The following is a 13,793-nucleotide window of genomic DNA, read 5'->3' as shown; positions in this document are numbered from 1 at the left end:
GTTGTCAAAACTTGAAAGGTGGTTTTATTGAGACCCGCAAGAATGAACAAAATTAGAGCGGTCATCTTGGATGAAAAAGTGGATCCTGTCATTAGACAACTCCATGAAAGCGGGCTAGTGGAGTTATACGACTTATCTGCGAAACTCGAAGACCCTGAATGGAACGCGCTTATGTTGCCAGCTCCATCAGCCGAGTATGGTAGAAATGTTGCTTCATTGACAATTAAAGTAAGTAGATTATTAGACTTATTTTCAAGCGTCAGTGAAGGAGAAAAAGCAGGACTTTCAGGCGTACTTAATCCAAAAGTACCAGCAAAGAAGAAACTTTCATTTTCATCATCTGAAGAAATTATCTCCAACGTTGAAAACGTTCTCGAGAGCGTTGAAGGAGAAGTCTCAGAACCCGCTAAAAAGCTGGCCGAACTTGAAAATAGAAAAACTATTCTTGAAACGTTAAAAGACAGTGTTAAATATTTATCTGGTTTTGATCTTGATTTGAAATTCCTCGGGGAAGGATCTTACACATATATTGTTTCTGGACTTGTTTCACAAGAAGATATATCTGAATTAGAATCTTCACTTGAAGAAGCTACAGAAGGTTATGTTGAAATTGTAAAAGGAAATCCTGTAAATAAGAGCGAAAAGGAACAAAAAATTCCAGTAATTGTCGCTACATTGAAACAATGTGCAGATGTTGTAGGCGCAGAACTCAGAAAATCTGGTTTTGAAAGACTAGACATTGCAAATGTTGAAGGAACCCCTTCAGAGATTTTCAACGATACTGAAAAAGAACTTTTAAGTATCGAAACCGAAACAAAAGCTATTTTAGAAAATTTGAACGCACTTTCAAAAAAATGGACTGACGAAGTCTTAGTTTTGCATGAAGTTCTTGAAATTGAAAAAGAAAGAGCTGAAGCATATTCAATGACAGGTAAAACCGACAGGACACACCTCATTGAAGCTTGGACACCTAAGAAACATGTTAAAAAAGTTCAGGAAATCATTGAAAGCGCTTCAGAAGGATATGCAGTTGTTGAAGTTTCAGAGCCTGACGAACCAGTTGAAAAAATACCTGTTATGCTCGACAATGCAAAATCTGTAAAACCATTCGAAATGCTTACAGAAATGTACGCACCGCCAAAATACAACGAAATCGACCCTACAATGATGATAATGCCTGGTTTTTTAATATTCTACGGTATTATGCTTACTGATGCGGTTTATGGTTTATTGTTAACCTTGGCAGGTCTTGTACTCTGGAAAAGAATGGGCAAAGTGAGCAGTGGTGCATACAACTTAGGTTATATCTTAACACTCTCAGGTCTTTCAACAGTATTCTTTGGAATATTAACAGGTGGCTACCTTGGTGACTTTATGTACCAATTCCTTGGAATGGACATATACACAACAGGATTTGCGCTTGTAAACCCGCTTGGTGAAAGCACATACATCAGTGCAGCAAAACCATTACTCAGTCTTGGTGGAATTGATGTAAACAATGGACCTATGGCAATCTTGTTATTCTCAATTGTAGCAGGTATTATTCACCTATTCATTGGATTAACAGTTGGTCTTAAGGAATCATTGGCAAATGGATCAGTTTTAGATGCATTCTTAAATCAAGGTATGTGGATATTATTGATACTTGCAATAGTTGCTACAGTAGTAACCGGAAACATGATGATTGCAGGCGGTGCAGTAATCGCGGTAATCGCATTATGTATGATTAAAGGATTCATGAATGGCGGCATTCTCGATGCTTTACTAGGTGCAATGGATATTACAGGATTTTTAGGTAACGTTCTCTCTTACGCAAGGCTTTTAGCTTTATGTTTAGCTACAGGTGGTCTTGCAATGGCTGTAAACATTATGGCTAAATTATTAGGAGATGCAGTTCCAGTAATCGGTATTTTAATTGCAGTAGTAATGCTTGTATTTGGTCACTCATTCAACTTCGTGATGAATGGTCTTGGTTCATTTATCCACTCATTGAGGCTACATTACGTAGAATTCTTTGGCCAATACTATGAAGGTGGTGGAAAGAAATTCTCCCCATTCAAAGCTAAAAGAGAATACACTTCAAACTAATTAAAAAAAGGAAAAATAATCTAAATGAATGATTCGAAACGAGGTGCTTATGATGGTATTTGAAAACCCATTATTACTCGGAGCTATCGGTGCTGGTTTAGCAGTAGGTATTGCTGGTCTCGGTTCAGGTATCGGTGCAGGTATCACTGGTGCTAGCGGTGCTGGCGTTGTTGCAGAAGACCCAAACAAATTCGGTACAGCAATCGTGTTCCAAGCATTACCACAAACACAAGGTCTCTATGGTTTCCTTGTTGCAATCTTAATATTATTCGTATTCAAAAGCGCTCCTGAATGGGCAATGCTCGCTGCAGGTATAGGTACTGGTTTAGCTGGTTTATCCGCAATCGGTCAAGGTATCGCATCAGCTGCTGGTTTAGGTGCTGTTGCTGAAGATGATGGAATTTTCGGTAAAGCAATGGTTTTCTCCGTTCTTCCAGAAACTCAGGCAATTTACGGTTTATTAGTTGCAATCCTTCTCTTAGTTGGAGTATTTGCAAGCCCAGGTGTTACAACAATTGCAGCCCTCGGTGCTGGTTTAGCTGTTGGTTTCGCTGGTCTTTCAGGTATCGGTCAGGGTATCACAGCTGCAGGTGCAATTGGAGCTACAGCTAGAGATCCTGATGCAATGGGTAAAGGTTTAGTTTTAGCAGTTATGCCAGAAACTTTCGCTATCTTCGGTTTATTGATAGCAATCTTGATCATGCTCGGTATCATGTTCTAATTAAAAATAACGAAACTCAGGGTTTCTAAATACTTTAAATCCAATTCCGAAGGTGTTACGATGGGAGCGGAAAAGATAACATCCAAAATCGTAGAAGATGCAAATAAAAATGCCGAAAAAATTTTGGCTGAAGCTCTTAATGAAAAAGAAGCAATATTAACTGAAGCTAAAGAAGAAGCTTCAAAAAAAGAGCAAGCAATAGCTAAAAAAGGAGAAAAAGATGCTGAAATGACTAAAAACAGAATTTTAGCCGAAGCAAGACTCTCCGCAAAGAAAAAATTGCTTGAAGAAAGAGAAAAAACGATCCAGTTAACTCTCGAAAAATTAGAGGAAGATTTAGTAAAATTACCTCAAAAAGAAGACTACAAAGACATTTTGTTGAAATTGATAATTTCCGGAGTTTACTCAGTAGGCGGCGGCGAATTAGAATTGTTACTCAACAAAAAAGACTTTGAATTAATCGATGACTCAACACTTTGGGCTCTCGAAAAAGAAATGGAAGACAGACTCAAAAAAGTCACAGTATTGAAAAAAGGCGAAGCTAAATCGATCATTGGCGGTTGTATCATAAAAACTGCAGATCAAACAAAAGTATCTGACAACAGCCTCGAAGCAACATTTGAAAGGAATTTAGATTCAGTCAGAGCTAAAATTGCTGAAATGTTGTTCTAAGGTGATTTAGATGGTAGATGCTTTAACACAGTTAATGGAATTAGCAGGAATGCCTACTGACATATTCATGACTTTATTTGTACTTGCAGGAATCGCTATATTCTTGGTTATTATGATCTTCCTGATAAGATACTTGTCAGAAACTGCTCCATTTGCTTACGTTAATGCAAGAGTAAGAAGTATGGAGTCTAGGTTATTGAAAGACCATAAAATAAATGAATTAATCGAATCTGCAGGAACTACAGAGTTAATTGGATTCTTGGAAGATACGGACTACGGGCCATACTTATCCGAAGTTTTAGGACAAAGTGAAGACCCAGTAGTTGTTGAAAAGGCATTGGATATTCATTTAGCACACGTTTACCAAACACTTGCAAATATCTCCCCTGATGGAGCAAGGAAAATATTAAAATTGCTTGAAAAGAAATTCGATGTTAAAAACATCAAAACACTTCTTAGAGCAAAATATGTTGGTTTGGATGCTGAAGAAACTTTCAAATTATTGATTCCACTTGGAACAATCCCTGAAAGCAAATTAAGAGAATTAAGTGAAACTAAAGAAATTGAAGAAATAGTAAGTGCTTTAGATGGAACTGGTTATTCAGGCGTACTTTCAGAAGGTTTGACAGAATACGAGCAAAACGGCAAATTAACTACACTTGAAATGTCACTCGATAAATTAATCCTTGAAAACCTCTGGAAAAACGTGAGTGTTGATGGTACCGAAAAAGACTTGTTCAAAGAATTTATCGGAACAATGATTGACATTGAAAACTTGAAAATCATCCTCAAAGCAAAAGCTGACGGATTATCATCTGAAGTTATTTCAAAATATACAACAAGCAAAGGATACGAACTTGCTTCTTGGAAATTAAAAGAGCTTGCTGATGTAGAATCAATCGAAGGAGTTATCAGTTCACTTGAAGGTACAAAATATGCACCAATTGTAACTGAAAACCTCGAAGAATTCGAAAAAGTTAAGTCAGTTTATGTATTTGAAAAAGCACTTGACAGTTACCTAGTTCAAATGGGTAAAAAATTATCACTCAGACAGCCATTTGGAATAGGCCCGATAATTGGACTTATTACCTCAAAAGAACTTGAGATAAGAAATTTAAAAATTATCATTAAAGGTAAAATTGAAGGCCTGTCTGCAAGTGAAATCAGGGAGATACTGGTATCCTAAAAACGATTATAAAGTGATATTATGAGAATCGGTGTAGTTGGAGATCCTGATGTAGTAGCTGGGTTCAGACTTGCTGGACTTACAGATGTCTACGAAGTTAACTCCCCTGAACAAGCTGCAAAGGCAATTGGAGAATTAAACAGCAACTCTGAAATAGGATTGATTATTACCACTGAGAGAATCGGTGAAAAAATAAGGGATGCTATTTCAAGCATAAAAAAAGTTGTTGTAGAAGTTCCTGACAAAAACGGTCCTATTGTCAGAGAAAATGATCCTGTGAAAGTATTAGTAAGAAACGCTGTTGGTGTTGACATTAAGTAATTCTGAGGTGAAAATATGGTCGTCGGTAAAATTATCAAAATATCCGGTCCGGTTGTTGTTGCCGAAGGCATGAAAGGTTCCCAGATGTTCGAAGTGGTTAAAGTAGGAAACGAAGGTTTAACCGGGGAAATCATTCAGTTAACTGAGGACGAAGCAATCATTCAGGTTTATGAAGAAACTGCTGGTATCAAACCAGGAGAAGGAGTTGAAGGTACTGGTGCTCCATTATCAGTAGAGCTCGGCCCTGGTATGTTAAAAGCAATGTACGATGGTATTCAAAGACCTTTAAACGAAATCGAAAATGCTACAGATTCAATTTACATCCCAAGAGGAGTAAGTGTTCCATCAATCTCAAGAGAAATTAAATGGGACTTTGAACCAACTGCAGCAGCTGGAGATGAAGTTATAACTGGGGACGTTATCGGTACAGTTCAAGAAACTGCATCAATCGTTCACAAAATCATGATTCCTTTCGGAGTTAGCGGTAAAATCAAAGAAATTAAAGCAGGCAGCTTCACTGTTGAAGAAACAGTTGCAGTTGTTGAAACCGCTGAAGGCGAAAAAGAAATCATGATGATGCAAAAATGGCCTGTAAGAAAGCCAAGACCATCAAAAGGAAAACAAGCTCCAGTAATTCCATTAATTACCGGTCAAAGAGTTGAAGATACATTCTTCGGACTTGCAAAAGGTGGTGCTTCAGCAATTCCAGGTCCATTTGGAAGTGGAAAAACTGTTACACAACACCAGCTTGCTAAATGGTCTGACGTGGATGTTGTGGTATACATCGGTTGTGGAGAAAGAGGTAACGAGATGACAGAAGTTATCGAAGAGTTCCCACACTTAGATGATATCAAAACAGGAAACAAATTGATGGACAGGACCGTATTAATTGCAAATACATCAAACATGCCGGTAGCTGCTAGGGAAGCTTCAGTATATACTGGAATTACAATTGCAGAATACTTCAGAGACCAAGGACTTGGTGTTCTCTTAACTGCTGACTCAACATCAAGATGGGCAGAAGCAATGAGAGAGATCTCAGGTAGGCTTGAAGAAATGCCTGGGGAAGAAGGATACCCTGCATACCTTTCATCAAAACTCGCTCAGTTCTACGAAAGAGCAGGAAGAGTTGAATGTTTAGGTTCAGAAAACAAACAAGGATTCGTATGTATTGTAGGTGCAGTATCACCACCAGGTGGTGACTTCTCAGAACCAGTTACATCAAACACATTGAGAATCGTTAAGGTGTTCTGGGCATTAGATGCAAACCTTGCAAGAAGAAGACACTTCCCTGCAATCAACTGGTTAACAAGTTACTCACTCTATATTGACGACATCGCTGGCTGGTGGCAACAAAACACCGCAGCAGACTGGAGATCATTAAGAGATGAAGCAATGAGCTTACTCCAAAAAGAAGCTGAGCTCCAAGAAATCGTTCAACTTGTTGGTCCAGATGCACTTCCAGACAGAGAAAGAGTTATCTTAGAAATTGCAAGAATGTTAAGAGAAGACTTCTTACAGCAAGATGCATACCACGAAGTAGACAGCTACTGTTCACCATTAAAACAGTACAACATGTTGAAAATCATCATGACGTTCTACAAGAAAGGATTAGATGCAGTTGCTAAAGGTGCTGACCCAGCAGGCATTTCAGCTGTTACTGTAAAAGGAGACATTGCAAGAATGAAATACTTGACTGATGACGAATTTATAAACACGAAAGTACCTGAAATCATTAACAAAATGGAATCCGAATTAGGTGCTTTAATCAAATAACCTAATTTAATTTTAAACTGTAAGGAGGGTTATCATGGACGCTATGCAAAAAACCATAGAATACACATCCGTCTCCAGAATTGCTGGTCCTTTAATGGTTATTGATGGAATCGAAGGAGTTGCTTACGGTGAAATTGTAGATATTACAACTCCAAATGGAGAAAAAAGAACCGGGCAAGTTTTAGAAGCTAGAGAAGAAATTGCTGTTGTTCAGGTATTTGAAGGAACTTCAGAATTAAACACCAGTGAAACAAAAGTAAGATTCACAGGAGACACTGCAAAAATCGGTGTATCATACGATATGCTCGGTAGAATTTTCAACGGTGCAGGAAAACCACTCGATGGCGGACCAGAAATCATCGCTGAGAAAAAATTAGATATCAACGGTTACCCATTAAACCCAGTTTCAAGAAACCCGCCAAACGCGTTCGTTCAAACTGGTGTTTCAACAATCGATGGTACAAACACACTCGTTAGAGGACAAAAAATCCCGATCTTTTCCGGATCCGGTTTACCACACAACAAACTTGCTACACAAATTGCAAGACAAGCTAAGGTAAGAGGAGAAGGTGAACAGTTTGCGGTAGTATTTGCTGCAATGGGTATCACCGGTGAAGAATCAAACTACTTCATGGATGAATTTAAGAAAACAGGTGCTTTGGAAAAAGCTGTTGTTTTCATTAACTTAGCAGATGACCCTGCAATTGAAAGAATTCTTACACCAAGAATTGCACTCACAACTGCAGAGTACCTTGCATACGAAAAAGGAATGCACGTACTTGTTATCTTAACTGACCTTACAAACTACTGTGAGGCATTAAGAGAAATTGCAGCTGCAAGAAACGAGGTACCTGGAAGAAGAGGTTACCCTGGTTACATGTACACTGACTTAGCTTGCCTCTACGAAAGAGCAGGAAGAGTTAAAGGTAAAGAAGGAACAGTAACACAGATTCCAATTCTTACAATGCCTGATGACGATATCACGCACCCAATTCCAGACCTTACAGGTTACATTACCGAAGGACAGATTGTGCTTTCAAGAGAGTTAAACAGAAAAGGGGTTTACCCTCCAGTTGACATCTTGCCATCACTTTCAAGGCTTGCAGGTAACGGCCAAGGTGAAGGAAAAACAAGAGACGACCACTCAAAAGTTATCAGCCAAGCATACGCTGCATACGCTGAAGGTAGAGGTTTAAGAGACCTTGTAGCGGTTGTTGGGGAAGAAGCATTAACCGAAAGAGACAGATCATTCTTAAAATTCGCTGATGCTTTCGAAAACAGCATTGTTACTCAAGGAGTAGACGAAGACAGAAGCATTGAAGAAACACTTGATTACGTCTGGGATTTATTAACAATATTACCTAGAGAAGAACTCAAGAGAGTTTCCGATGAATTAATTGAAAAATACTTACCTAAAAAATAATTCAGAAGCTGAATTATTCCCATTTTATTAAACTAGGGGGATAGCAATGGCAGACGTAAACCCTACAAGAATGGAACTTCTAAAGTTGAAAGGAAAAATTAAACTTGCAGAAAAAGGGCACAAACTCTTGAAACAAAAAAGAGACGCCCTTATGATGGAGTTTTTTGAAATCCTTGATCAAGCTTCTGGAATAAGAGACAAAGTAAATGATGCTCTTTCACAAGCATACAAAGACTTGATAATGGCTCAGGCAGTAATGGGTACTTTATCAGTTAAAGAAGCTTCATTTGCAGCTAAAAATAATGACATCGACCTAGATGTGGACATGAGAAACATTATGGGTATCGATGTTCCAGTATTTGAAATTTCAAACGTAAAAAGAGACATTTCAACTAGAGGTTACAGCCCTTACGGAGTTTCCTCAAAATTGGATGAAGCTGCAAAGAACTTCGAAGAAGCTTTAGAACTTATTACAGAACTTGCAGAAATCGAAACTTCGATAAAATTACTCGCTCAGGAAATCATCACAACAAAAAGAAGAGTTAACGCTCTTGAATACGTTGTAATTCCAAAAATGAACGAAACCAAAAAATACATCGCTATGAGACTTGAAGAGATGGAGAGGGAAAACTTCTTCAGATTGAAAATCATTAAAGCGAGAATGGACGCTAAAGAAGCTGAAGAAGCATAATTCAACATCGTTGGTGGTTTTATGTTCAGAATTACTGGAAAAATTAAGGAAATTGAAGATAAAATTGAAGGCAAAAAACAGGAAGGGGCTAAACTAGAAATAGTTGGCCAAAAAGTTCCAGTTTTTGCAGCAGAAACTGTTGAAATTAAAGCAGGCGAAATTAAACCGATAAACATTTCGAAAATTTGCTTGCCTAAAAAAACAGTTTTGATGCCTTCTGCATACATTCAGCACAAATTAGGAAACATGGTATCCTTAGGGGAAGAAACTCCAGTTCCTTTCGAACATGAAAGATGTCTCGAATACGCAATATTTGTTGCAGTAAAAGAAGGAACTATTAAAGAAGGAGAACTTGTTGGAACCATAGTAGTACTCCATGCTGAATAATTAAATACCATCAATACTAACTTTTTTTACTTTTCAATAAAATTTACGTGAAACAATGGATAAAGAAATTTATAAGTTTCTGCATAATTTAAAATCCAATTTTAAAAGAAAAACATTAAACGAACTTTTAAAAGAAGATAAACCGCATTTACTAGTAAACGGACAGAGACACAGGATTAAGAAAAAGGAACTCGAATTTATAAAAGAAAATATATCTGGGGATATACGACTTCCAATAGTACTAGAAGTTGATTCAAGTTATGACTCGGGAACTGTAAAAATAGAAGGAATCGAAGAAGTAAAATTAATATCAAAAATTTTAGGAAAAAAAGTCAGCCTTTTTAGTGAAGAAAGTATCCTTTATATTTACAAACCTGAATTAAGAGAAGTTAGGCGAAAATTACCAACTACAACACAGTATTTATTTAGAGTAGGCCTTAATTAGTGATAAAATGCTAAAAAAGAAAAAATATTATGGAAGAGATCCATTAAAGAAGCTTATGAATGACCCTGAAAAAAGCGAAAAAATTTATAAGATACTATTCCTAGTAAATATATGGGTTTGGTTCTCAATGTTTATTGGTGCAGTTATCTTTGTGATATGGGCCTACAAATTCCTATCAGCATAATTTAGGTGGTTTGATGAATGAATATGTATTATACTTCACCATGATTTCATTAGTGTTTGGTGCGTTTTCTGCGTTAAAATTAGCATTTAGAAAAGAAACTTCAAACGTACTTATCGGAGAAGGCCTAATGGCTGTAATAATTGCTACATTTTTAGTAATTTTAGCAGAAATATACTCAATTGCATATGTAGAAACCGTAGCACTGTTACTCTTGGTATGCGGCCCGATTGGAACAATTGCATTTTCAAAATTCATGAAAAAAGGAAATCCTGCAGAAGTATAAATTATTTAAGATACTTAACAAAAAAGAATTTAATTTTATTTTTTAAGCCAGTTTATACCGTTGCTTATTCCATCTTTAAATGAATCAGTACTGCTTTTTTTATGTTCCTGACTGTTTTTCTGAACTTCTGGCACTTCAGCTTCTTTTTCTGAAACTGCAATACTGTGTTCCCTATCTATTTTTTTCTGCTCTAATTTTTCTTTATCAAGCTCAAAATCTTCTTCTACCCGTATTACGTGGTCTGCAATATTTTGAATTGCAGTACTAAATCCAGGTTCAGCACCAACGACAATAATTTGTTTTCCGCGTTCTTTGGCTTTTCTGATTGCAGGTAAAAAGTCTGCATCTCTTGTCATGTAGACAATTGTATCAATATTTTTATTAAATATCAATTCAGTTCCTTCGACTGCCATTTCAACATCAACGTCTCCTGCAGAAATCCTTGGTTCAAAACCCTGATTTGCAATGGCTTCGATTAATTTATCTGACGCATACTGGTTTAAATAAACCCGGCCAACAACAATATCCCCAAACTGTTCTAATGCATCCCTTACTTTATCAAGATCAACATTAAATTCTTTTCTTAACATGTTTGGTCCATCAATAAGTAAGGCCATCTTATTTGCCCCTTTTTTGCCAGTTTTTACATAAAATTTCTCTAAGTTGCCCAGTTTTTTCCACATCTATCTCACGACCAAATATTAACAAAATTAAAAAATAATTAAGTAAATAATCTATTTGTATTTAAACTATTTAAAACTAAAACTTTTTTCCATATTTTTCCTTAAATTCATCAATATTTTTAGCAGTATTGTCCAATGTAAGGGGCGTTACTGACACATTTCGTTTATTTCTAACAGCATATACATCAGTTCCATCTTCTTCATCCATAACAGGATATCCATCGAGCCAGTAGTAGCTCCTACTTCTAGGATCAATTCTTTCCTCAACGTGCATTGAATACATACGTTTAGCAAGTTTTGTAATTTCTACAGGCGTATTTTCTGTAGCATTATCTGGAACATTTATATTTACTACATCACACGGGAATTCATCGTCTAAAAACTTTTTAAATACGTTTTTAACAATTCTAGCGGCAGTCATAAATTCAATTGGACTTTCGCCTTCTTTAAATTTTAAATGGTCAGTTGTAACCTGTAAGGAACATGCGAATGATTTTGCACCGTGGTGTGCACCTTCAAATGCAGCTCCGAGTGTTCCGGAAGTTGTAATTTCAGTTCCAAGATTTTCGCCGATATTTATTCCAGAAATTATGTAATCCGGAACTTTTTTTAAAACCTGGTGTACCCCTAAAACAACACAGTCAGTAGGAGTTCCAGATACTGCATAGCCTTCAGAACAATCAGCAAGTTTTGTTTTAGTAATTCTAAGAGGCTCAAATAAACTTATTGCTCTTCCAATACCACTCTGTTGATTAGTGGGTGCAACAACCGTAACATTTGCATCAAATTCTTCACATATTACATTTTTAAGTGCTAAAAGACCATTTGAATAAATCCCATCATCATTTACAAGTAAGATTTCCATAGTCATAACAAATCACCATTCAGTTACTATTTATCGTCTCGCAAATATTTATACAATACATATTAATTCATAAATAACCTATTAATCAAAATTAAAATGTGTATTTTACGTTTTGGCAAAAAATACCTTAAAACCTGTATATTATTATTCACGCTTCAAATCTTAAATATATAAGTTAAAACTAAAATTTTAGTTATGTATTAAATTATACCATTTTTAAAATTCCATCTGAAAATTAAAATTAAAGTTAATCTTTTAGGATTGGTTTCAAAAGTATATATACTAGCCGATTTTATATATTTATTAAAGTTATTTTGATAATGGATTTTTGGTGGATTTATGAAAAAAAGAAATATTACAGAATTTCAAATACTTTCAGAAGTTGTTAGAAAACAGCCACATATTAAGCAGAAAGAAATTGCTGACATATTGGGCATAACTGTTCAGGGCGTTTCAGAACATATGCGAAATCTGATAAAAGACGAACAGATTAAAAATAAAGGAAGAGGGGAGTACATAATAACCGAAAAAGGTATGGCTTCATTAAAAAACTGGATTTCGAACTTTAAAAATTATTTAAACGATGTAAATCAGAATTTGTACCGATACAAAGATGTATGGCCAGCAATTGCTACTGAAGATATAGTGCCAGGGGAAAATGTTGGAGTATACATGAAAAAGGGAATCATATACGTTTCAAAAAACATCGAATCCGATGCAACTGCAAAAGTATTTTACGGTGGAGAGTCTGGAGAAGATGTTGCAATACATGAAATTCATGGACATATTGAAGTTCAAAACGGAAAAGTTATCGTTTTAAAAATTCCTTCTGAAGTTATGGGTGGATCCCGAAACGTTGACTATGATATTGTACAAAAAACTCTTGAAGAATACCCTGATGCAGTAATTGCAACTGCAGGAACTGTTGGAACAGTGATTGCAAATAAACTTGAAATTCATCCAGATATTAGATTTGCAGTCTCTGAAGGAATTGTTTCTGCGTGCAACAGGGGTTGCGATGTTATTGCAATGATCACTGGAAAAATGGCTGAAAAAATAATAAAAACAGTTGACAAAAACAAAATAAGCTACACATTACTAAATGCGTCAAAAACGACCGATTCAATCGAATAAATATTATTTTTAAATTTTTAATTATTATTAAAAAAGAAAAAAGGAATTAGTATCCTAATTTTTGAAGTAATGGTTCTGGGGAAATAAAGTTTACATCCAAAGCCACTTCGTTTGGTTGCATTCCCATTGCAAGACCTAAAAGTTGTGATAAGTGTACAACTGGGAAATTGTATTCATTGCCTAATTTTTCTTTAATTTCAACTTGTCCCCTGTCAAATTGTAACTGGCAGAATGGACATACGTTAACGGTAGCATCAGCGCCTACTGCTAACATGTTTTCAATTTTTTCTTGTGTCATGCTTAATGCAAGGTCTAATTCTTTAGCCCTTACACCACCACCAGCGCCACAGCACATCATTTTATCTTTGTAGTCTACTGATTTAGCACCTGTTGCTTCAACGAGTTCGTCGAGCATTGTTGGGTGTTCCGCATTTCCAAGACCTTTTGCTGCAGTTGGTTTTAAGAAGTGGCATCCGTAGTGAACTCCAATATTAACATTTAATGGTTTTACAACATTTTCTCTGATTTTGTCTACACCAATTTCTTTGTAGATTAATTCAGCAAAGTGTCTTACGTGAACAGTTCCTTTGTATTCTTTTCCAATTTCTTTGAGCTGTTCGTTTACCATTGCTAAAGCTTCTTTGTTTTCATGTAACATGTGTGCAGCTTCGTATAATGAACCGTAGCATCCGTTACATACTGTAACAATATCTGTTCCCATTTCTTCTGCGATTACTAAGTTTCTTGCAGCTAATGTTAACCAGGTTTTTTGGTCGAATGAACCAAATACCCCTGGAGCAGGACAGCAGGATGCACCAGGCATGTCTACTAATTCCACACCTAATTTTTCCATTACTGTTCTTGTAGCTGATTCAACACCGGCATACCTATTTGGCATGATACATCCAAGGAAAAACGCGTATTTCATCAATAT

16 protein-coding genes are annotated in these 13,793 nt (G+C 36.2%); 13 read left to right on the top strand and 3 right to left on the bottom strand.

Going from position 1 to position 13,793, the window contains the following annotated elements:
• The first annotated feature begins 27 nt into the window (after window positions 1–27).
• Genes MMJJ_RS08990 through MMJJ_RS08940 form a run of 12 tightly spaced genes read left to right on the top strand, consistent with a single transcriptional unit; the run spans window position 28 to window position 10,177 of the window.
• Window positions 28–2,088: a V-type ATP synthase subunit I gene (locus MMJJ_RS08990; protein ID WP_181487654.1), complete on the top strand. Its 2,061-nt coding sequence runs from the start codon at window positions 28–30 to the stop codon at window positions 2,086–2,088.
• Between the two features lie 52 nt (window positions 2,089–2,140).
• Window positions 2,141–2,809 carry an ATP synthase subunit K gene (locus MMJJ_RS08985; protein ID WP_011170984.1) on the top strand — a complete coding sequence of 223 codons (669 nt, stop codon included), beginning with the start codon at window positions 2,141–2,143 and terminating at the stop codon, window positions 2,807–2,809.
• 60 nt (window positions 2,810–2,869) lie between these two features.
• Entirely contained in the window at window positions 2,870–3,481 is a 612-nt protein-coding gene (locus MMJJ_RS08980) for a V-type ATP synthase subunit E (protein ID WP_011170985.1), read from the top strand.
• 10 nt (window positions 3,482–3,491) lie between these two features.
• Window positions 3,492–4,667 carry a V-type ATP synthase subunit C gene (locus MMJJ_RS08975; RefSeq protein WP_013999489.1) on the top strand — a complete coding sequence of 392 codons (1,176 nt, stop codon included), beginning with the start codon at window positions 3,492–3,494 and terminating at the stop codon, window positions 4,665–4,667.
• 21 nt (window positions 4,668–4,688) lie between these two features.
• A complete protein-coding gene (locus MMJJ_RS08970; RefSeq protein WP_104838522.1) occupies window positions 4,689–4,988 on the top strand; it encodes a V-type ATP synthase subunit F in 300 nt (99 codons plus the stop codon).
• A 15-nt stretch (window positions 4,989–5,003) separates the two neighbouring features.
• Window positions 5,004–6,764 carry an ATP synthase subunit A gene (locus tag MMJJ_RS08965; protein ID WP_011170988.1) on the top strand — a complete coding sequence of 587 codons (1,761 nt, stop codon included), beginning with the start codon at window positions 5,004–5,006 and terminating at the stop codon, window positions 6,762–6,764.
• Window positions 6,765–6,798: 34 nt separating this feature from the next.
• The gene (locus tag MMJJ_RS08960) at window positions 6,799–8,187 is read left to right on the top strand and encodes a V-type ATP synthase subunit B (RefSeq protein ID WP_104838521.1); all 1,389 of its coding nucleotides are present in this window, start codon (window positions 6,799–6,801) and stop codon (window positions 8,185–8,187) included.
• A gap of 46 nt (window positions 8,188–8,233) precedes the next feature.
• Window positions 8,234–8,878: a V-type ATP synthase subunit D gene (locus tag MMJJ_RS08955; protein ID WP_011170990.1), complete on the top strand. Its 645-nt coding sequence runs from the start codon at window positions 8,234–8,236 to the stop codon at window positions 8,876–8,878.
• 21 nt (window positions 8,879–8,899) lie between these two features.
• The gene (locus MMJJ_RS08950) at window positions 8,900–9,265 is read left to right on the top strand and encodes a DUF22 domain-containing protein (RefSeq protein WP_011170991.1); all 366 of its coding nucleotides are present in this window, start codon (window positions 8,900–8,902) and stop codon (window positions 9,263–9,265) included.
• Window positions 9,266–9,320: 55 nt separating this feature from the next.
• Window positions 9,321–9,710 carry a DUF61 family protein gene (locus MMJJ_RS08945; RefSeq protein ID WP_104838520.1) on the top strand — a complete coding sequence of 130 codons (390 nt, stop codon included), beginning with the start codon at window positions 9,321–9,323 and terminating at the stop codon, window positions 9,708–9,710.
• Window positions 9,711–9,717: 7 nt separating this feature from the next.
• Window positions 9,718–9,894 (top strand): hypothetical protein, encoded by a 177-nt coding sequence (locus MMJJ_RS09375; RefSeq protein ID WP_169929111.1) that lies wholly within the window; start codon window positions 9,718–9,720, stop codon window positions 9,892–9,894.
• A gap of 13 nt (window positions 9,895–9,907) precedes the next feature.
• Window positions 9,908–10,177: a monovalent cation/H+ antiporter complex subunit F gene (locus MMJJ_RS08940; protein ID WP_011170993.1), complete on the top strand. Its 270-nt coding sequence runs from the start codon at window positions 9,908–9,910 to the stop codon at window positions 10,175–10,177.
• Between the two features lie 35 nt (window positions 10,178–10,212).
• Here the strand turns inward: MMJJ_RS08940 and MMJJ_RS08935 are convergent, their stop codons facing one another.
• Both MMJJ_RS08935 and surE read right to left on the bottom strand, forming a co-directional pair.
• On the bottom strand, window positions 10,213–10,860 hold the full coding sequence (locus MMJJ_RS08935; RefSeq protein ID WP_104838519.1) for a TIGR00288 family NYN domain-containing protein: 648 nt from the start codon (window positions 10,858–10,860) through the stop codon (window positions 10,213–10,215).
• A gap of 76 nt (window positions 10,861–10,936) precedes the next feature.
• Window positions 10,937–11,731 (bottom strand): 5'/3'-nucleotidase SurE, encoded by a 795-nt coding sequence (gene surE, locus MMJJ_RS08930; RefSeq protein WP_011170995.1) that lies wholly within the window; start codon window positions 11,729–11,731, stop codon window positions 10,937–10,939.
• A 333-nt stretch (window positions 11,732–12,064) separates the two neighbouring features.
• Between surE and MMJJ_RS08925 the strand changes: the two genes are divergently transcribed.
• The gene (locus MMJJ_RS08925) at window positions 12,065–12,859 is read left to right on the top strand and encodes a DUF7839 domain-containing protein (protein ID WP_104838518.1); all 795 of its coding nucleotides are present in this window, start codon (window positions 12,065–12,067) and stop codon (window positions 12,857–12,859) included.
• Between the two features lie 46 nt (window positions 12,860–12,905).
• Here MMJJ_RS08925 and hdrB read toward each other — a convergent pair whose 3' ends face one another.
• Window positions 12,906–13,787 carry a CoB--CoM heterodisulfide reductase subunit B gene (gene hdrB, locus MMJJ_RS08920; RefSeq protein WP_104838517.1) on the bottom strand — a complete coding sequence of 294 codons (882 nt, stop codon included), beginning with the start codon at window positions 13,785–13,787 and terminating at the stop codon, window positions 12,906–12,908.
• Window positions 13,788–13,793 lie beyond the last annotated feature (6 nt).

It is taken from the genome of Methanococcus maripaludis, from assembly GCF_002945325.1.
GTDB lineage: Archaea > AGJL01 > Methanococci > Methanococcales > Methanococcaceae > Methanococcus > Methanococcus maripaludis.
Note: the sequence above shows the minus strand (reverse complement) of the source record. Positions and strands in the feature narration are given on the sequence as shown.